The 20,071-nt window shown below is 40.9% G+C and carries 20 protein-coding genes, 1 pseudogene and 2 riboswitches; of the genes and pseudogenes, 17 read left to right on the forward strand and 4 right to left on the reverse strand.

The features are described 5' to 3' along the window. Nucleotides 1–5 precede the first annotated feature (5 nt). The 6 genes from BS1321_RS24135 (at nucleotide 6) to BS1321_RS24160 (ending at nucleotide 6,670) form a co-directional block, all read left to right on the forward strand. Nucleotides 6–1,772 carry an ATP-binding protein gene (locus tag BS1321_RS24135; RefSeq protein WP_063234399.1) on the forward strand — a complete coding sequence of 589 codons (1,767 nt, stop codon included), beginning with the start codon at nucleotides 6–8 and terminating at the stop codon, nucleotides 1,770–1,772. A gap of 150 nt (nucleotides 1,773–1,922) precedes the next feature. Further along, entirely contained in the window at nucleotides 1,923–2,630 is a 708-nt protein-coding gene (locus BS1321_RS24140; RefSeq protein WP_063234400.1) for a hypothetical protein, read from the forward strand. Nucleotides 2,631–2,809: 179 nt separating this feature from the next. Beyond that, on the forward strand, nucleotides 2,810–2,980 hold the full coding sequence (locus BS1321_RS24145; RefSeq protein ID WP_064505166.1) for a YozD family protein: 171 nt from the start codon (nucleotides 2,810–2,812) through the stop codon (nucleotides 2,978–2,980). Between the two features lie 234 nt (nucleotides 2,981–3,214). After that, nucleotides 3,215–3,919 carry a purine-nucleoside phosphorylase gene (gene deoD / locus BS1321_RS24150; RefSeq protein WP_063234401.1) on the forward strand — a complete coding sequence of 235 codons (705 nt, stop codon included), beginning with the start codon at nucleotides 3,215–3,217 and terminating at the stop codon, nucleotides 3,917–3,919. A gap of 288 nt (nucleotides 3,920–4,207) precedes the next feature. Continuing rightward, nucleotides 4,208–5,665 (forward strand): lmo1851 family serine protease, encoded by a 1,458-nt coding sequence (locus BS1321_RS24155; RefSeq protein WP_260399471.1) that lies wholly within the window; start codon nucleotides 4,208–4,210, stop codon nucleotides 5,663–5,665. 117 nt (nucleotides 5,666–5,782) lie between these two features. Then, nucleotides 5,783–6,670, forward strand: coding sequence for an LCP family protein (locus BS1321_RS24160; RefSeq protein ID WP_063234403.1), 888 nt, complete (start codon nucleotides 5,783–5,785; stop codon nucleotides 6,668–6,670). Nucleotides 6,671–6,848: 178 nt separating this feature from the next. On the opposite strand, the gene mtnA is transcribed toward BS1321_RS24160, so the two are convergent. The 3 genes from mtnA to BS1321_RS24175 form a co-directional block, all read right to left on the reverse strand. Continuing rightward, nucleotides 6,849–7,895 carry an S-methyl-5-thioribose-1-phosphate isomerase gene (mtnA, locus tag BS1321_RS24165; RefSeq protein WP_063234404.1) on the reverse strand — a complete coding sequence of 349 codons (1,047 nt, stop codon included), beginning with the start codon at nucleotides 7,893–7,895 and terminating at the stop codon, nucleotides 6,849–6,851. A 14-nt stretch (nucleotides 7,896–7,909) separates the two neighbouring features. Beyond that, nucleotides 7,910–9,112 carry an S-methyl-5-thioribose kinase gene (mtnK, locus tag BS1321_RS24170; protein ID WP_063234405.1) on the reverse strand — a complete coding sequence of 401 codons (1,203 nt, stop codon included), beginning with the start codon at nucleotides 9,110–9,112 and terminating at the stop codon, nucleotides 7,910–7,912. A 78-nt stretch (nucleotides 9,113–9,190) separates the two neighbouring features. Then, a riboswitch (SAM riboswitch) is annotated at nucleotides 9,191–9,344 on the reverse strand. A 71-nt stretch (nucleotides 9,345–9,415) separates the two neighbouring features. Further along, nucleotides 9,416–10,198: a carbon-nitrogen family hydrolase gene (locus BS1321_RS24175; protein ID WP_063234406.1), complete on the reverse strand. Its 783-nt coding sequence runs from the start codon at nucleotides 10,196–10,198 to the stop codon at nucleotides 9,416–9,418. 99 nt (nucleotides 10,199–10,297) lie between these two features. Here BS1321_RS24175 and BS1321_RS24180 point away from each other — a divergent pair, with 99 nt between their 5' ends. The 7 genes and pseudogenes from BS1321_RS24180 to BS1321_RS24210 all read left to right on the forward strand — a co-directional run. After that, entirely contained in the window at nucleotides 10,298–11,470 is a 1,173-nt protein-coding gene (locus tag BS1321_RS24180) for a pyridoxal phosphate-dependent aminotransferase (protein ID WP_063234407.1), read from the forward strand. Between the two features lie 132 nt (nucleotides 11,471–11,602). Further along, nucleotides 11,603–11,755: riboswitch (SAM riboswitch) on the forward strand. Nucleotides 11,756–11,861: 106 nt separating this feature from the next. Beyond that, entirely contained in the window at nucleotides 11,862–13,094 is a 1,233-nt protein-coding gene (gene mtnW / locus BS1321_RS24185; protein ID WP_063234408.1) for a 2,3-diketo-5-methylthiopentyl-1-phosphate enolase, read from the forward strand. Between the two features lie 6 nt (nucleotides 13,095–13,100). Further along, a complete protein-coding gene (locus BS1321_RS24190; RefSeq protein WP_063234409.1) occupies nucleotides 13,101–13,760 on the forward strand; it encodes a 2-hydroxy-3-keto-5-methylthiopentenyl-1-phosphate phosphatase in 660 nt (219 codons plus the stop codon). Continuing rightward, on the forward strand, nucleotides 13,757–14,380 hold the full coding sequence (locus tag BS1321_RS24195) for a methylthioribulose 1-phosphate dehydratase (RefSeq protein ID WP_063234410.1): 624 nt from the start codon (nucleotides 13,757–13,759) through the stop codon (nucleotides 14,378–14,380). The genes BS1321_RS24190 and BS1321_RS24195 overlap by 4 nt, the downstream gene beginning before the upstream one ends. Before the next feature lie 29 nt (nucleotides 14,381–14,409). Beyond that, a complete protein-coding gene (locus BS1321_RS24200) occupies nucleotides 14,410–14,943 on the forward strand; it encodes a cupin domain-containing protein (RefSeq protein ID WP_063234411.1) in 534 nt (177 codons plus the stop codon). 125 nt (nucleotides 14,944–15,068) lie between these two features. Continuing rightward, complete coding sequence (locus BS1321_RS24205; protein WP_063234412.1) at nucleotides 15,069–15,995, forward strand: CobW family GTP-binding protein; 927 nt, start codon at nucleotides 15,069–15,071, stop codon at nucleotides 15,993–15,995. Between the two features lie 65 nt (nucleotides 15,996–16,060). Further along, a pseudogene (locus tag BS1321_RS24210) lies at nucleotides 16,061–16,207 on the forward strand (DUF2188 domain-containing protein); the annotation flags it as partial. Nucleotides 16,208–16,263: 56 nt separating this feature from the next. Here BS1321_RS24210 and BS1321_RS24215 read toward each other — a convergent pair. Further along, nucleotides 16,264–16,506: a hypothetical protein gene (locus tag BS1321_RS24215; protein WP_048688669.1), complete on the reverse strand. Its 243-nt coding sequence runs from the start codon at nucleotides 16,504–16,506 to the stop codon at nucleotides 16,264–16,266. A 109-nt stretch (nucleotides 16,507–16,615) separates the two neighbouring features. On the opposite strand from BS1321_RS24215, the gene BS1321_RS24220 reads away from it, so the two are divergent. From BS1321_RS24220 to BS1321_RS24235, 4 genes are all read left to right on the forward strand, one after another. After that, nucleotides 16,616–16,882, forward strand: coding sequence for a hypothetical protein (locus BS1321_RS24220; protein WP_063234413.1), 267 nt, complete (start codon nucleotides 16,616–16,618; stop codon nucleotides 16,880–16,882). 118 nt (nucleotides 16,883–17,000) lie between these two features. Continuing rightward, complete coding sequence (locus BS1321_RS24225) at nucleotides 17,001–17,963, forward strand: YncE family protein (protein ID WP_063234414.1); 963 nt, start codon at nucleotides 17,001–17,003, stop codon at nucleotides 17,961–17,963. Nucleotides 17,964–17,968: 5 nt separating this feature from the next. Next, entirely contained in the window at nucleotides 17,969–18,655 is a 687-nt protein-coding gene (locus BS1321_RS24230; protein WP_063234415.1) for a response regulator transcription factor, read from the forward strand. Further along, entirely contained in the window at nucleotides 18,652–20,067 is a 1,416-nt protein-coding gene (locus BS1321_RS24235) for a sensor histidine kinase (RefSeq protein ID WP_063234416.1), read from the forward strand. Before BS1321_RS24230 ends, BS1321_RS24235 begins: the two co-directional genes overlap by 4 nt. The last annotated feature ends 4 nt before the right edge of the window (nucleotides 20,068–20,071 follow it).

Genomic DNA, 20,071 nt, shown 5'->3' on the forward strand with positions numbered 1-20,071 from the left:
GAAGGATGCTTAAAAGCCTTCAAACCCGAATTTTGCTTTATTCTTTACTTATAGCAAGTGTTCCGCTTCTGATATTGGGGATCATATCCTATGGATCACAAAGATCCCTGCTGGAAAAGGAAGCAAAAAATGCCCTGAATGCAGGTTCACTGAATATAGTAAATGAAACATATAGCTATTTGAACGAACGGATCAGTGATGTGAAGTTAATGAGTGCAAATTCGGTAATCATCAATCCTGGCTATTCAAAAGAAGAGAAGTCAGATGAACTAAAAAAGTTTATCGATGCAAAAGGAAATTATTACGGTGTCTTGCATTTGGATATGAAAGGAAATGTCATTGCAGATACATCCAATAAAATGATCGGGGACAACCTAGCGAATAAAATATGGTTCAAAGAGGCCATAGAGGGTCATGAATTCCTTTCTGACGTTTATAAAACCCGGACTTTCTCAGAACCCATAATAGCTCTGAGTGCGCCGGTATATGATAATGCAGGGAAAATGATCGGTGTCGTATCTCCAGCTTTCCGATTGGAAGGCCTTTGGGAGATGATAGAGAAAAAGGCTAATGAAATTAGCGATAAATACCCAGTGAACTTTTTCATGATCAATCAAGAAGGTATCATGATTTCGAAAAAAGACCCGCAGGGCGTCATGCAGGATTCTGCCTTGAAAGAAATGGGATTAACGAAAGATAAGCTGATGGAAGCTTCGTTATCGGATGAATTGTACAGTGCAGAGAATGGGGAAAAAATATATTCCATCCAGCCTGTTCATACGATAGCAGAAACGGAGAATAAATGGTTTGTTGTAGTGGGTGCTGATAAGAAACAGGTGTTTCAACCTTTGAATGACCTATTAACACGGTACCTGACCATCTACAGCATCGTTTTTGTATCTATCATTCTGGCTGTCTATTTACTAACAAAGACCCTCGTGCGGCCAGTTCAGGAGCTTGTCGAAGCGACAGAGGATTTCATTGGAGGAAAGGAATTCATCATTTCCGACAAAAGAAGCTTCGAGGAAATGGAAAAATTGAACCTTGCCTTTCTAAGAATGATGGAAACGATAGAAGATCGTGAGAAGGAAATCGTCCGTACGGAAAAATTGAAATATGTTGGCCAGCTTGCTGCCGGTGTCGCCCATGAGATCAGGAACCCGCTGACGACAATAAAGGGCTTTTTCCAACTTTTGAAGAGCCAGGATCATGATAAAACATTAATAGAAAAATATAGTGATGTCATGCTTCATGAAGTGGATCGGGTGAATGTATTCGTGACACAACTTCTTGATTTGGCAAAACCACATCAACTGGAATGGGAAAAAATCGATTTAAAGGATTTCCTTGATGAACTTATAGATACATATACTGCCTCAATCCCGAGTTATCATGTAAGAATAATTGATAGGGTGACACAATCCGTCATTGTTTATTCAGACAGGAACCGGTTAAGGCAGGTTCTCTTGAATGTCTTGAATAATTCTTGTGAAGCCATCGAAGCAAGGGGGCAGATTGAAGTGCAACAGACTTCGGTGTCCCAATATGTAAAATTAGTGATCAGCGATGATGGAAAAGGCATCAGTCCCGAGAATTTAAAAAATATCGGTATGCCCTTTTATACCACCAAACCGGATGGAAACGGATTAGGTGTGGCGACGTGCATTCAGATAATGGAGGAATTAAAAGGGAAATTCCAAATTGAAAGCGTCCGCGACGAAGGAACGAAAGTGACGCTCATCATCCCCACTACGAACCGTCTCATTAAATGAGACGGTTTTTGGTTTTAGTGCCCTTTAATAAATGGGCAGGTTACTTATCTAAATGAGCAAAATGCCCTCTCATTTCCATTAACCTCCATGTTTGTTTGTGCATATAATTTAATAATCAAACGATAAGGACCATATTGGGGGATGTCTCTTATGGGCAAAAAAAAACAGCCGAAATTTAAATTAGGCGATACAGTCGTAATAACAATGTATGGGACAGTCGGGAATATAACCGATGTGAAATTTCTCGATGGTGCTTATGTGTATGAAGTGAACTATAGTGAAGGTCTTTATATCGAAAAATCATTGCAATCGATAAATGAATATGAAGGTGAAATCCTTTATCAAAAAGAGCAAATCGATATTGAATATAAATATTTATTAGGTGACTTGGTCCAGGTGGATGGATATGAACAGGATTATTTCAAGATTATCGGCTATCGAACGGAAATTTGGCGCTATAAGGAAAATGCCTGGGAGGATGTAATCTATGAGTTATCAAGAATCTCGGATGGTGAATGGCTTGAAGCTCATGAAGAAGAACTGACTTTGATAGCCGATGCTAAACGTGCAGATGGAATCATTAAAAAGTTGGGTCTTCTCCTTCCTAAAAAGAAAAATGAGCTTGCTATCATTGCTAAACAAAACAACCCTGGTAAAGGTGAGCGAGATATGACAATGACAAAAAATGAAAAAAAGGAAATGATTGATGGACTGTTGGATTTATATAATGATTATTGTAAGCTCTACGAACATTTTGGCGATGATGAATATCGTCATATCATGAAGATTGCCCTTGCTAAAATTGAAAAAGCGGCAGAGGAAATTTATCCAGATCATAAAAAGAAGCAAACGAAGTGAAAGGTATCCCAAACTTTTTAAAGGGCAATTTCCCAAGTTCCTATAGAAGCTTCCATTCAAATTGAACACGAATGGACCATGATAACTATAGGCCCTTCATATGATTTTCCATTATGGGATGCCTTACTGGTATATTTGTCTCTACACATTCATAGACCTTTAAATAAGGGGGCGATGATTTGCGAGAAATTGAGGTTTTTATTGATACAGAAGAGATAGCGGAATTCTTTTTTCAAGAATTGATAAGACGGGGCTATCTTCCAACAGAAGCTGAAGTTGAAGATCTTGCTGACATCACATTCGAATATCTTCTTGAAAAATGCATAATTGATGAAGAAGTCGATGAGTAACCTGTCATAAGACGGTTAGCAGCTTCCTTTCCCTTAATTTTATTAACCATTAAAAAAAAGACGGCGGACCTCCGCCGTTTTGTTTGAGGTTTAGAGGAAGGGTGCCAAAAGGCTTTTCGTGATTTCCAGTTTTTCAAGTTCTAGGATAAGGTTCAATTTTCCTAACTTGTGGTTGATATGGTATAGTAGTTTTTGAATATCATTTCAACCACAAGTTAAGGAGGACATAGTCGTATGAGCGTGCATATTGGTGCAAAAGAAAATGAAATTGCGGAAACGGTCTTACTTCCTGGGGACCCGTTGCGTGCAAAATATATTGCTGAAACATTTTTAGAGGATGCAAAACTTTATAATGAAGTTCGTAACATGTTTGGATATACAGGGACATATAAAGGGAAACGAATTTCTGTACAAGGTACAGGCATGGGTGTCCCATCCATTTCGATTTATGTGAATGAATTGATGAATAGCTATAATGTCCAGAAGCTGATTCGTGTGGGAACTGCAGGAGCGATTCAAAAAGATGTAAAAGTCAGGGATGTGATTCTTGCCATGAGTGCTTCCACCGATTCCCAAATGAACCGCATGACTTTCGGCGGGGTGGACTTTGCCCCAACTGCGGATTTCGAATTACTAAGAAAAGCTTATGACGCCGGCACGGCTAGGGGCTTGCAATTGAAGGTCGGTAATGTATTTACGGCCGATCAGTTTTATAACGATAATAGTGAATTGGAAAAATGGGCAAAATACCAAATACTTGCGATAGAAATGGAATCAGTAGCCCTATACACGCTTGCTGCTAAATTTGGCCGCCAAGCTTTATCTGTATTAACCATTTCCGATCACATTTTAACCGGTGAGGAAACGACGTCGGATGAGCGCCAGTCAACTTTTAACGAAATGGTTGAAGTGGCATTGGAAGCAGCTATCCAGGACTGATAATTTGATGTAAATTACAGGCGGGTGACCAGGAATAAGTGATGCTGTATAATGACAGTTTGGATACAGGCTCATTTATTCCTTGGTATCCGCATTTTTGTAATGTCAGGAGATGCCTGTTGCCCTTTGAGCATTCTCTAAATTTAACGTTTGCAAAGGGGTAAAAATAATACATATGGACATAAGTTGTTATTTTTGATAACTATTATTTTTCGAATGGGATGAAAGCTGATAAAATAGAAAGAAATCGTTTATATCGTCATGAAGAATGAAAGTGGTGAGGCTTCAGTGGAAGAAGAAAATCAAAAACAGCCAAAAGAGGCAGGGAAATTCATTAAAATAAAGAAGTTTACGTTCATTATGGGGATTTTCTTAGTCATATTTCTAACTGCAGGGATTACTACAATAGCCTTGACCTTTGGAGATGAAAAAGTAGAGTCATTAGCACCGGATAAGCATGCGGAATTTGAAAAGCTGTATTCTACATACGATAAAATAAAAGATAACTATTATGAAGAGGTTGATGAAGAAAAGCTGGTTGACGGCGCAATTAATGGAATGATCAAATCATTGGATGATCCCTACTCTGCTTATATGGATAAAAAGGAAGCATCGAGTTTCCATGAGAGCATCTCTTCATCTTTTGAAGGAATCGGTGCTGAGATTCAGGAGCAGGATGGACAAATCATGGTCGTTTCACCGATAAAAGGGTCCCCAGCAGAAAAAGCAGGGGTAAAGCCGAATGATATCATTTTAAGTGTGGATGGTAAAAGTGTTGAAGGGCTAAGCTCTTCTGAAGCTGTCCTGAAAATCAGGGGCGAGAAGGGTACGAAAGTGGATCTATCCATCTCAAGAGCTGGTGAGTCGGAACCGATTGAGCTCACCATTAAACGGGACACAATTCCGATTGAGACGGTTTATGCGGAAATGCTTGATGATGGAGTTGCAAAAATTCAAGTGACCAGTTTTTCCGAACATACAGTCCAAGAGCTGAAAACGGCGCTTGAAGAAATGTCCAAGAAGGATATGAAGGGTCTCGTATTGGATTTGCGGGGAAACCCGGGGGGACTGCTTGACCAAGCAATAGAAATGGCAAGCCTGTTCATACCTAATGGGGAAGTGGTCCTTCAAGTTGAGGGGCGCAGCGGGAAAAAAGAAGTCTATAAATCGGAGAATGATGGAGAACTGAAAATCCCGGTAGTCGTGTTGATTGATGACGGAAGTGCCAGTGCTTCTGAAATCGTTGCAGCGGCTGTCAGTGAATCTGCGGACATTCCATTGATTGGTGTCAAGTCATTTGGGAAAGGGACAGTGCAGACTGCCGAAGACTTTGAAGATGGATCTAACTTCAAATATACGGCAGCTAAATGGTTGACTCCTGAAGGCAATTGGATTCATAAAAAAGGGATCAAACCGGATATTAATGTGAAGCTTCCTGATTATGCCAGCCTTCCGTACATTTCGCCTGATAAGGAATTGAAAGCATCCGATTCTTCGAGTGAAGTGAAAGCAGCTGAAGAGATGCTGAAGGAAGCAGGCCATGATCCAGGTAAGATAGATGGATTCTTTGATGAAGCAACCACGAATGCGGTCATAGCATTCCAAAGGGAACAAAAAATTAAAGAAACTGGCACGATTAAAGATGATACTACCGTGAAATTGATGCAGGTCATCCGTGAGAAAATCCTTAAGAACGACACACAAGTGAAAAAAGCGGTAGAAGTATTAAAGAAAGAAATCAAATAAATGATTTTGCCCGAAAAGCCGGCCAACGATTATCGTTGGTCGGCTTTTTTTACGTTTAATGCATAGGATTCCAACATTAGGTAGAAAATAGGGGTAATTTTCCAATGAGGTGAGGTAATGAAAGAAAAGGTATTGTTCATATATCTATTGATCTTGATTCTGGCAGGCTGCACCTATGCCCCTTTACCCAAACAAAATGGAAATGAAGGTACGGAAAAAAAACTAACCAAAGAAGAGAACGAGGAAAGCGTGAAAACATTTCTGTTAATTGGTGTTGATACAAGGGGAGAGCAAAAATCTCGATCAGATGCGATTATCCTTGCAAAATACTTTCCTGAGCAGGAGAAACTGAAGCTGGCTTCCATTATGCGTGATAGTTATGTGAAAATCCCCGGGAATAAATCAGGATACAACAAAATAAATGCAGCTTATTATTATGGTGGAAGGGAAATGCTCAAGAAAACCATACAGGAAAATTTCGATGTCAAGGTCGATCATGTAGCGGTAATTGACTTCCAGGGATTTGTGAAGATGGTCGATTTACTTGCACCTGAGGGGGTAGCGGTGAATGTGGATCAGGAAATCATTGATGATATGAGCATTCAAGCAAGCGTCGGTAAAAATGTTTTACATGGTGAGGAAATATTGAAATATGTCCGTTTTAGACATGACGATGAAAGTGATTTTGGAAGGGTAGAGCGTCAACAAGAAGTAATGGTTCAATTAAAAACAGCGTTTATAAATCAAATCTCATCCTTCGAAGGGATGGCAGCCCTTCCTAGTATCATCGAACAAGGGCTCTCGTACTTGGATACAGATATTGGACTGAAAACAATAATGGAAATGGGTCCAAAAGCCGTCTTCCATACACCGGACACCGTCGAAACCTTAAGGGTTCCAGTGGAAGGAAGCTTTAAAGATGAAATATATCCCCAGACCGGAGCTGTTTTGGAAATGGACTACACTAAAAATAAGAAGGCACTTCAGGAGTTCTTTTCAAAATAATAAGAATTTCCAATTCTCTTTTGTTATCGAAAACATCCTTATATTAAGTGAATATGTTCGAATTCACTTAAATTATTGTATTATAGACCTCGCAAGAATAATCATAAACGATCATCTTTAAAAAACGAGAGGGATATGAAATCCTTCTCGTTTTTTATCACCAACAAAGGAGCCTGGATCAATTAACAAAATGCGGAATGTTTTTGATGAAATCCGGTGTTATGATGCCGTTTTCGGTAATAATGCTTGTAATTAGATGATTCGGTGTAACGTCAAAGGCTGGATTGAAAGTCTTCACGTTTTCCGGAGCGATCCTTACACCTTGAATGAAGGTGATTTCCGCTTCATTCCGTTCTTCGATCGGGATGGATGTGCCGGATTCGATAGATAGGTCGAATGTGCTTGATGGTGCGGCCACATAAAAGGGGATACCAAAGTGCTTGGCTAATATGGCCAATCCCAATGTCCCGATTTTATTGGCTGTATCTCCATTAGCCGCAATCCTGTCGGCCCCGACGATAATTCCATTTATTCGTTTCTGATGAATCGTATGGGCAGCCATATTATCAGAAATTAAGGTGACATCAACCCCCGCTTGCATCAATTCCCAAGCAGTCAAACGCGCCCCTTGCAGGACAGGCCTGGTTTCACATGCGTACACTTTTAACGGAAAATCCCTTTCTTTAGCCAGGTGGAAGGGAGCCAAGGCTGTGCCATACCGAGCTGTGGCAATTCCCCCAGCGTTGCAATGCGTTAGAATGGAATCTCCTCTAGTGAATAAGGATAAACCATGTTCCCCGATTTTCCTGCACATTTCTTCATCTTCAGCAAAGATGGCTTTAGCCTCCGATACAAGTGCTTCCTTGGCAGTTGAAATGCTTTGCGCAGCTTGCAAGGTGTTCTCCATCCTCTTTAAAGCCCAAAAAAGGTTTACTGCAGTTGGCCGTGAAGAGGCGAGTTTTTCAATATGCCTCGTTACATTTTTCTTGAATTCCCCTATTTCAGCGGTTGTTTCCTGTTTGGCACCAAGTGCAACACCAAATGCTGCCGTCAGTCCAATTGCAGGGGCACCGCGAACTTTTAAAGTCAAAATGCTGTCATATACATCATCAACAGAATGAAGTTCTATAAATTCAGTTATGGAAGGAAGGGCTTGTTGATTTAATAATGTAATATGGGTATCATCCCATTGTACCGAATATGGTAAGGGTGCTAGTGTAGTCATGTGCAAGTCTCCTTTTAAATGGTTGAATAAGATGGCAGTGTACGTTGCTTCAACGCTTCAATGACAGCTGGAACATCTAATTCTTCCCGTTTTTTAATTAAAAAAGCACCAATTTCCAATGTTGCCGTTTTGGCAGCGATCCTTGATTCTTTATCTTCAATGACGTTTAAATCTGCAACATGGGAAAGGCCAATGGTTCGCCGAATCAGTTCACAGCCTGCAAAACCGAATGCATCTTTTTTGAATTTTGTCAGCAAATAAGGCAGATACCCTTTCACATGGCGGAATGGGCTTTTATTTTGGGCTTCCCATAATTCGGTATAAGTTTCTTCAAAGGCATTCCAAAATTCATGAAGGTGTGAGAAAATCTCTTCCTTACCAGCGCCATTTCGTGTAATTGCCTGAAAAAGAAGGTTGGCGGTGTATTGACCAAGATCAAAACCAACGGGCCCATAAAAAGCGAATTCAGGATCAATAACCTTTGTTTCAGTTTCACTTGCAAATATACTTCCAGTATGTAAATCTCCATGAAGCAAGGCTTCCTGCTCGGTTTCAAAGCTTTGTTTCAGCTTAGCGACCTCAAGTATCACTTCTTGATCATTCCATATATTTTTGGCGGCATCAGTCAATTCCACCTCGAAATCTCCCGGGAGTTCCTCAAAAAATGGATCCGTGAAAATAAAGACCTCAGTGATTTTGCAGAGTTCCGGATTCGTGAAATGTCGGGCCACTTCCTTTTTCGCGGATGGTTCTAAATGATAATCGGATGTATAAAATGCCGTCTTCGCAACATATTCACCAATATGCTGTGAAAGCAAAGGATATGAATCGCCATCGATCAATCCTGTTCTTACGATTTTCAAGTGCGATAAATCCTCCATGACTGTGATGGCAAGCTGTTCATCCGAATAATAGACCTGCGGTACGAATTCGGGGCAATAGCTTCTGAAATGAATCAGTGCATTCGCTTCAATGGATGCCCTTTTCAATGTTAGCGGCCAGCTTTCACCAAGTACCTTGGCATAAGGGACCGCTTGTTTGATTATTATTCCTTTGTTTGTGACTGTGTCTGTAATATGAAAAACATAATTCAAGTTTCCATCGCCGATTTCGTTACACTTTAAACTTGCATCCGCATTGACCAACCCAAGTTTTTTTGCAAGGGTTATAGCTGTTTCGTTTGTTAATCTCTTAAAATTTGAATGGTTTTGAGTCATTCTTTTCCCCTCCAGATTCAAAATAAGAATAAAAAAGCCTCTTTCATATAGAAAGAGGCAGAAGTTTTGGCTTCGGACCTCTTATCTTCCAGAAAATGAATTCTGGTGGAATTAGCACCGTGCTCTGTGGATTTTATAATCCGGCGGTGAATCCGCCCCATTTCACAATGGTATTACAGTCGGTTGCTGGGCTTCATAGGGCCTTTATCCCTCAGCCTGCTCTTGATAAGAGTAAATGTTTTCTGAAATTTTAATCTTCGGGAAAATAATATCAACATTTTAAATAGTTTGTCAATGGGTAAATTAATAAAAATCAGGTCGGCGATCTTCGAATACAGGTATTTTGTTACGGGCTTCCGTAACTTTATTGAAGTCCAAGGTGCCTGTCAAGAGTTCGTTTCCTTCTCCGGCTTCACTTATGATATTCCCCCATGGATCAATAATCAAGGAATGACCCGCAAATATATTATTGACATCCGAACCTGAACGATTTACGGCTACAACATAGGCTTGGTTCTCGATGGCACGGCTAATCAATAAGGCTCTCCAGTGATCGAGTCTCGGCTTTGGCCATTCAGCCGTAACGAATAGAACTTCCGCGCCTTGAACGGTATGGGCTCGCTGCCATTCAGGGAAACGGATGTCATAACAAACGAATCCAGCACATATTTTTTCATCAAGAGTAAATAAACCATCTTTTTCTCCTGGCTGCAGGAAATGATGTTCATCCATTAACTGGAATAAGTGAAGCTTATCATATTCTTTAATAAGATTTCCATGTTTATCGATGATGATCATGGTGTTATAGATCCCTTTGCTTGTCTTTTTCGCAATGGAACCGCCGATGATGTGAAACTGGTGTTTCTTTGCTTGTGTTTTAAAAAATTCAATCGTTTTTTCTGCCTCTTGATCAGCAATCTCATTTAACCTGGTCAAGTCGTATCCGGTTGTCCAAAGCTCTGGTAAAATGACGATATCGGGTTCTGACCGTGCTGCTTTTTCCATCCATTGTTCTGCAACCTGAAAATTGATATCTGGTTGCCCGAAGGCTATATCCATTTGAATACAAGCTATTTTCCACTTCATCGTTTAAAACCCCCACATGTAAAAAATGCTTTACAAGACTATGATAAACATATATCATTTGTGACTAGAATTTCAAGAAATTTCAGAGAAGGTGTATAAATGGTGCAATTTGAAAAATCCAGACAGCTTCAGGACCTGCCCAAGCAGTTTTTTGCTTCACTAGTCGCAAAAGTCAATGCGATCACGGCGCAAGGACATGATGTCATTAATTTAGGCCAGGGAAACCCTGATCAGCCGACGCCAGAACATATCGTGAAAAGTTTGCAGTCTGCCGCTGAAAAAACGATTAATCATAAATATTCGCCATTCCGGGGACATCAATATTTAAAAGATGCTGCTGCCGTCTTTTATGAACGTGAATACGGTGTCAAGCTGGATCCGAATACTGAAGTGGCGATTCTCTTCGGGGGAAAGGCAGGCCTTGTCGAACTGCCGCAGTGTTTATTGAATCCAGGCGATACGATCCTAGTTCCAGATCCCGGCTATCCGGATTATCTTTCCGGTGTTGTTTTAGCCCAGGCAAAGACCGAACTGATGCCCTTGACAGAAGAAAATGATTTTCTTCCGAAATACAATGACATACATAAAGAAGTTCTTGATAAAGCCAAAATGATGTTTTTGAACTATCCCAATAATCCCACAGGTGCTTCTGCAACTGAAAGTTTCTTTGATGAAACCGTCTCCTTTGCTAAAGACCATTCAATTTGCGTGGTCCACGATTTCGCCTATGGGGCGATAGGATTCGACGGAAAAAAACCGATAAGCTTTCTCCAGGCGGAGGGAGCGAAGGATGTAGGAATAGAAATATACACATTATCGAAAACATACAATATGGCAGGGTGGAGAGTTGGCTTCGCAGTAGGGAATAAGAGTGTAATAGAAGCTCTTGAACTATTACAAGACCATCTTTATGTGAGTCTCTTCCCGGCGATACAAGAAGCTGCGGCAAGCGCTTTGCTTGACTCGCAGAGCTGTGTAAAGCAGTTAGTGCAGATGTACGAGGGGCGAAGGAATGTTTTCATTGAGGGATTGAGGGCAATTGGCTGGGATGTCAAAGCTCCTGCGGCATCGTTTTTTGCCTGGCTCAAAGTTCCTAAAGGTTTTACGTCCGAGAGTTTTGCAGACTATTTATTAACGCATGCCCACGTAGCTGTTGCCGCAGGGAATGGATTCGGTGAATTTGGCGAAGGTTACGTCAGGGTAGGGCTACTTACTTCGGAAGAACGGCTGAAAGAGGCTGTGGAACGGATACGTAAATTAAACTTATTTTAACGATGCAATGGGTTATCCGATTTATTCACCCTTAAATAGTTAAAACTTATTGACAAAGTAGGGATTACCTGTCAGAATACAAAATAAATTCTTAATCTTTCGATACTTGAATGCAATTTATATATCAGCGTTTTCTTATTTTGAGCAGGTGGAGGGACTAGCCCTATGAAGCCCAGCAACCGACCGTAATTCCATTGTAAAATGGGGCGGAATTCTTCGCCGGATTTTCTTGAAATCCACAAGGCACGGTGCTAATTCTTGCAGCCAATGGCTGGGAGATAAGAAGATGGCTTTTTAAAGCCTCTTCTTTATGAAGAGGCTTTTGCCATTTTGAGACCATTTTCAGGTTAATGACATCGAGAGTTTACTAACGTGTTATAGGAGTGATCAGATGAGCGAGATAGTCGCTACTTATTTAATTCATGACTTCAATGGAAAACATGAGAAAAAAGCAGAGAGCATTGCCTTAGGTTTGACTGTCGGGACATGGACGGACCTGCCCCATTTGGTCCAGAAACAACTGGAAAAACATAAGGGACGCGTCGTATCGGTGACACCACTTTCTGAAGAAGAGAGGGCAAACAGCTACTTTAATCGTAAAGTATACCGTTCGCTTATTAAAATTGCCTATCCGGCAGGGAATTTCTCCAATGATTTACCTGCAATCCTTACGACGGTCTTCGGCAAACTTTCATTGGATGGAGAAATAAAACTTATCGACTTGGATTTTGTCGGTGATATTCAAAAAGCTTTTCCCGGGCCGCAATTTGGCATTGGAGGCATAAGGGAAAAGGTTGGCGTATTTAACCGGCCCCTGGTGATGAGCATCTTTAAAGGTGTATTAGGAAGGGACCTAACATTCCATAATGAGCAACTGAGGCAACAAGCATTAGGAGGTGTCGACCTAGTTAAAGATGATGAGATCCTCTTCGATCAGGAACTGACTCCATTTTTCGATAGAATAAAAACGGGAAAAAGAATATTGAATGAAGTCTATGAAACCACTGGCCACAGAACTTTATATGCTGTCAATCTATCAGGGAAAACATTTGAATTATTGGATAAGGCAGAGCAAGCGGCTGAAGCAGGGGCAGATGCTTTATTGTTCAACGTTCATACATATGGTTTGGATGTATTGCAGGCCTTGAGTGAACATGATCGTATCAATCTGCCAATCATGGCGCACCCCGCATATAGCGGGGCATTGGCATCTTCATCATTTTATGGGATCGGCTATCCATTATTGCTTGGTAAATTAGTAAGGTTATCAGGTGCAGATTTATCCTTGTTCCCATCCCCTTATGGAAATGTCGCATTGGAAAAAAAGGAGACATTGGCAATTGCTGAAGCTCTGACAAAAGATGAACTTTCCTGGAAAAAAGCCTTCCCAGTCCCTTCTGCAGGCATTCATCCGGGCATGGTTCCGGACCTAATCAAGGATTTTGGGCTCGATAGTGTGATTAATGCTGGAGGTGGAATTCACGGACACCCTGACGGAGCAGAGGGCGGGGCCAAGGCTTTCCGATCTGCTGTGGAAGCCGTTCTAGCAGGAAAGGACCTGTCTGAAGCGGCTGCTGAGGAAGAAACACTAAAAAAAGCTCTTATATTATGGGGAGGCCTATAAGAAATAATGAAACCGATCATCTTTTGTGATTTTGACGGAACGATCACCAACACAGATAATATCATTTCTATCATGAAAGAGTTTGCGCCTCCGGAATGGGAAGCGTTGAAAGACGGTGTCCTTCAGCAAAAAATCAGTATATCTTCAGGTGTTGGGGATATGTTTTCCCTGCTTGATAGTGGCTTGAAGGATGACATCATCCAATATGTAAGAAAGACGGCCGGCATTCGTCCTGGGTTTTATGAATTCGTTGAGTATACGAAACAAGCCAACATCCCTTTATATATTGTAAGCGGGGGCATGGATTTTTTTATCGCACCCCTTTTAAATGATATCTTGCCAACAGAGTCCGTTTATTGTAACCATGCATTTTTTGATAAGGAAAAGATTTATATTGAGTGGCCACATGCTTGTGATGATCAATGTAATAATGATTGCGGTTGCTGCAAGCCATCCATTATGAGGGAAATTGCGGGTGCGGAAGATTTTAAACTCGTTATTGGAGATTCAGTAACGGATTTTGAAGCGGCAAAACAGGCCGATTTTGTCATAGCCCGTGACATTTTGCTTGAAAAATGCGATAGGGAAGGAATTCCACATCAAGGATTTGAAACATTTTTTGATGTAATTGACATTTTAAAGCAGCAGGAGGTGGTTAAAGCGTGAACACTCATTCTAAAGAATGGCGGGAGTTGGCAGATATTAAAGCTGAATTGGCCGAAAGGGATTGGTTTATGGGAACTAGCGGGAACTTGTCCATCCGCGAGCCCAAAAGCCCTTTCTTTTATATTACGGCAAGCGGTAAGGATAAAAGGAAGCAATCGGATTCGGACTTTTTACTGGTGGACTTAAAAGGAAAACCAGTTGAAGAAACGAACCTAAGACCATCGGCCGAAACTTTACTTCATACAGTCATTTATCGGAAAACTAATGCGAACTGTGTACTCCATGTCCATACAGTTGAAAATAATGTGATATCAGAATTGTACGGAGATGAAGGCCAAGTTTCCTTTCGTAATCATGAAATCATTAAAGCGACCGGTCGGTGGGAAGAGGATTCGGAGCTTCGGATTCCAATCATATATAATCACGCTGATATTCCGCTGTTATCCGATAAGTTCATGCCACATGTCGAAGAAGACTCTGGCGCCGTGCTGATCCGCAATCATGGTATTACGGTTTGGGGCAAAAGCGGACTCGAAGCTAAAAGAATACTTGAAGCTTGCGAATTTTTATTTCAATATCAACTGTTGCTTAATCAACATAAGGCGTTGCAGGTTCTTTAAGATAAACACTCATAGAGGAGGAATGAATGATGGCGACGATCAGATTCCATGAAACAAACGAGGTTATTGAAAACGGTGAACAGGTAAAAGGATTTTTAGAAACACAAGGGGTTATTTATGAGCAATGGGACATTTCTAAATTACCGGCCCATCTTGTGGAAAAATACGATCTAACAGATGCTGACAAGGAGGAAATCCTTGTCACATTCCAAACGGAGATAGCGGAAATCTCCGAAAGAAGAGGCTATAAAGCGCATGATATCATCACATTATCCGATGCTAATCCGAACTTGGATCAAATGCTTGAAAACTTTAAGCAGGAACACCACCATGAAGATGATGAAGTGCGTTTCATAGCAGGCGGAACGAGTATCTTTGCCATTGAAGGCAATGATAAACAGTGGTTTGATGTACGTCTTAATCCAGGAGATCTTATTAGCGTACCAGAGTCAACAAGACATTATTTCACGCTGGCAGAAGATAGGAAAACTGTTGCTGTCCGTATCTTTGTTACAGCGGCAGGATGGGTTCCGATTTACGAAAAAGACGAAGTTCAAGCATGAATCATTGTTGAAAAACCAGCTTACGAGCTGGTTTTTTTTATGTGGATCCGGCAAGTGCTTTAGTAAGATAAGTATGATAAAATTTAACGGAATCGAATTTAACCGGATCATAGGAGCAGATAAGAATGAAAACAACCGAAGTGTACATATTGGGCGGCTTTCTCGGCAGCGGGAAAACGACGCTTCTTCGAAATATTTTAAAACAGGAAAGTGAAGCGGGTAGAAAAGTGGCCGTACTTTTAAATGAGCTCGGCAGTGTATCGGTTGACAGCGGACTCATTGGTGATGGAGTGCCTCTGAAGGAGTTGTTTGGCGGGTGCATCTGCTGCACAATTCAAGATAAACTGGAGGTTCAGCTTCATGAATTGCTAACCGAAAATGAACTGGATGCAGTTTATATTGAAACGACGGGCGCAGCTCATCCAGTTGAAGTATTGGATGGCATCATGTCGCCGCTTTTCGCCAAAAGGCTGGAGTATAAAGGGATTATCACGGTTGTCGATTTATTAAGGTGGCGCGATCGGGAGGAACTGTCTCCGCAGCTTCGACAATTGCTTGCCGAGCAAATCCACCATGCCGATTTCATATTATTGAATAAAGCGGATTTAGTAAGTGAGATGGAGACCGCACAGCTGACATATACGATACAGGCGCTGAATACGGATGCTGTATGTTTATTGACGGAGTATGCAGCCGTTTCCTTGATATCATTGCAGCAGATGCAAAGAAAACGGCATAATGGCCATCAAAAGCTTGATGTACATGACCATTTGCAATTAACTGCAGTTGTTTATACATTTGAAGGTGCCGTGGCACAAACCGACTTTGAAGAGTGGCTTAGGGCCTTACCGGAAACAGTCTATCGAATGAAAGGATACATTTCCTTTACACATTCACAATACCCCCATTTATTCCAATACTCCTACGGAATGCCGATGTATATGAATGAAATGATGAAAATGCCTTTGAATATCGTCATGATCGGGGAAAAGTTGGATAAGGAAATGTTGATCGGTCAGTTGAAAGCTTTGGAAGCGAAAGCAGCCCGATAAACGTTTACCGCCCATTAAAGAAGGGAAAATGATAAGAAGACTTTCTTATCAAGGAGGCGGTATTAGTGCCATGGAATAAGAACGATTACCCAATTTCGATGAAGAATCTAGATAAAGATGTCAGGGAAAAGGCTATAGAGATCGCGAATGCATTATTGGATGAAGGATATGAGGATGGAAAAGCCATTCCAATTGCCATAGACCGGGCTAAGATGTCGGTGGGAAAAGATTGAAAAATGGTCAGACCCATTTATGGGTCTGACCATTTTTATTGTTGCATTCCAAAAGCGGCAAATGTCTTTTCGTCTTCTATTAATCCGCAAGCGGCACATTGCACCCGAACTTCAGGACCATTATATGCTAGATGGAATGGCTGAAGGGAATCGTTCGAATATTGTTCGACAATCTCACCGGATTGCGGATCCTTTTTAATGGGGGTTGCTACTTGCTGAATGAGATTGAAGCGAGATTTATTTGTCCGGCAATTCGGACAGCGGTATACTTGAGATATTGTACTCACTCCTTTTTTGAATTTTAAAAAGCGTGATCGTATTATTAAGATAGTCTTTACAAACTTGATCATTAATATGTATAAATTAGTAATGGATGGAAGGGATAATATGAAAGAAAATGTCAGGCAAGAAGAATTACTGGATGCTTATTTAAGTATATGGAACAATCGTAAGGTGACCGATGGAGGTGGAAGGGAAGTGTTATCGGAACTCATCCACCGTGAGCTTTTGGATGAAAATGCCCATCCCCGTGCCCGAAAACCAGTATTGGAGAAATTTTACCTCTGTATTAAACGCGTGTTGGAATCTTCGCTATCGGAAGAAATGAAAAATGCGATCGTCATGGCCTATATCACTGAATTGGAAAGATTATGATTTCCGGTTGTGATACGGATGCTTGTTAGCAAATATTCTTTTCTGCTTCATACTTTTTTCACAAATCATTGTTAAAATTTTTAAAAAATAGATATTTAATGAATAAGGAGCTTAAAATATGAAGTGGGGCATTGGGCTTTTTCTTGCCATCTTACTGCTTACTGGGTGTAATAGCGGTAATTCATTTACTAAAATCAATAAAAGTGAACCTTTCCTGGCGACTGTAAATATCAAGGATACCTCTCTGACTTTCATAGATGAAAACTATCATCCGTTTGCCAAATGGGATATTTCAGAACCATTTACCGGAGCCCTGCTCATGGCAGACAAAGATACTATCCTGCTTTATGGAAAAGAGATGGAGAAAGTCCAAGTGTACTCTTTATCAGCAGGAAAACTGATAAACAGTTGGGAAATTGGGAAAGGGATTGTCAATATGCAGTTGTTACGAGATGGAAAAAGCATCGTGGCAGTGAACCAATCGAATCACTCCATTCATTTTTTAAATGCTGATGGGGAGGAACAAGATATTGTCAAGGTTGGTAAAAGCCCCTTGACCGTCCTTCAAGGAGAGCAAGCCAATCGTTTGTATGTTATTAATTTTGGTGATATCAAATGTTCAGTGATAAATCTTGAAACGAAAAAGGTCGATTTCGAATTTCCCGTACATAGTTCGAGCACAGGCTCATTATTAAGGGAAGAAAAGGATGAAATATGGATCGGAGGACACGGGGATGGGGACCAAGTCGAAGAAGATCTATATATTTATTCGGCAAAAACGGGAGAGTTGAAGAAAAAGCTGAAGGCCCCCACCATGCCGATAAAGTTCCTGGAGAATGCTGAAGGCATATTTGTCCTTAGTCACGGTACAAGCTCCTTATATAAATTGAATGATCAATATGAGGAAGTGAAAAGCAAAGTGGTCGGCGTCAACCCCTTTGAAATGGCGAACTTTAACGAAGATGTGGTCGTGGCGGGATATGATAGTGATGAAGTGTATGTAATGGATGCTGAAACAGTCGATGTTAAAAAAACGATCAAAGTCGGCGAAGGTCCGTTCCAATTGATGTTGAGGGAGTAGATGACATGCATGTTTACACCATTTTAGTCGTGGATGATGAAGAAGATATGCGAAATCTAGTTGAAATGTATTTGCTGAACTCAGGTTATCGATGCCTTCAAGCTGCGAATGGAAAAGAAGCTATTAGTATGGTTGAAACAGAGGAAGTGGATTTAATCCTATTGGATATCATGATGCCAGGTATGGACGGTTTCTCCGTTTGTGAAGAAATTCGTGAAAATTGGGAGATTCCTGTGATATTTGTCAGTGCGAAAGGTGAAGAATGGGATAAGGTGAAAGGGCTGAAGCTTGGCGGCGACGATTATATCGTCAAGCCGTTCAATCCAGGAGAATTGGTCGCAAGGGTCGAAGCGGTATTGCGAAGGACAGGGAAATTATCATTGAATGAAGAGAATCAAAACCATGTCCGATTCGGTAAAATTAGCTTGAACTTACAATCCAGAACGGTTTTGGTGGAAGGGAAGCCAATCAATTTAACCTTGAAAGAATTCGAATTGCTTTTATTCCTCATGCGTCATAAAAGCCAGGCACTCAGCCGTGAACAACTACTTGAAAATGTATGGAATGGGGAGTATGGAGGATCTTTACGTACCGTGGATACCCATATCAAAACGTTACGAATGAAATTAAGAGCGGCCGATTACATTCAAACCGTCTGGGGAATCGGTTATAAGATAGAGGAAAAGAAATGATCAATAAATGGCGAACCCTCTCTTTTAAATTATGGCTCACCATCATCACCGCCATCATCCTATCCGTGCTGTTCGCTTACTCCCTTTCTCAATATTATTATAAAAATCTATATGTGGAAAAGCTTAAAACAGATTTAGTCAATGAAGCGTCATTGCTAGGGGCGGATTATTCCGGCGGTGAAATCAGCGAAGACTTCAAGGGAAAAGTTGAATGGTTTAACAGTAAGAATGACAGCGAGGTCTTTGTCGTCAATAATCCCAGGGAATTGAGTGCCTGTCTGCCTTTTGAAATCAATTATGACACCCTTATTTCTGAAGAAGAACGGCAAATGCTATTAGATGGGAAAGCCGTTGAAAAAGAGGGATATGAGAAAAGGTTTGAAAAGAACATCGTAGCGGCGATCATACCCCTGATTGACGAAGATCGCCTCGAAGGTATCATCTATACATATATTCCTGTAGATTCCATTACGGTCTTACTTAAGGAATTTGCTGCAAAATGGATGGCGGCGGTTCTATTATTCTTGATTGTCGCGATTTTGTTTACTACGAAATGGTTGAAAAAGCTAGTCAGTCCGATTAAGGAAATCGAGACTGCAGCCCATCGTGTCTCAGAGGGGAATTATGATATACAGGTCGAGGTAAGGAGTCATGATGAAATAGGTAAACTGGCAATTGCCTTTAATGATATGGCCAATTCCATCCATTTGGAAGAAGAAAGAAAAAAAGAATTTCTAGAAAATGTTGCACATGAGCTCAGAACCCCGCTTAGTTACGTAAAGGGCTACACGCAGGCCATATTGGATGGTGTCGTGAAAAATGATGAAGAGCAACGGAAATACCTTCAACTCATTTCAAGGGAGGCTCTTAGGCTGCAGCGGCTTGTGGGAGATCTGATGGACTTATCAAAAATGGATAGTGATCCACTCTTGTTAAATAAAATCCCGATTGCCTATGCGCAATTCATTGAAGACGTACTTGTGAAATATGAGCCGATAATAAAAGAAAAGCAATTGGACTTGCAGCTAGAGCTGGATCCAGACCCGATTATATTTGGGGATGAAGGAAGGATGGAACAGATCCTACATAACATTTTTGATAATGCCATTCAGTATACGGATTCTGGAGGATCAATCTATATTGCCCTAATTCAGCATAAAGAAGATTGCGAACTGCTGGTTACTGACACGGGTAACGGGATCCCGGAAGTAGATTTGCCATATATCATGAATCGTTTTTACCGAGTGAACAAAGCACGCAGCCGTTTTGATGGCGGGTCAGGGCTAGGACTGTCCATTGTCAAAAAATTGGTGGAATTACTAAATGGTAAAATCGAAATAGAAAGCAAGGAAAAAAGGGGAACAAAAGTCAGGGTCATCCTACCGTTAATAAAAGAAGAATGGAATTCATAAAAAG

It is taken from the genome of Peribacillus simplex NBRC 15720 = DSM 1321, assembly GCF_002243645.1.
GTDB lineage: Bacteria > Bacillota > Bacilli > Bacillales > DSM-1321 > Peribacillus > Peribacillus simplex.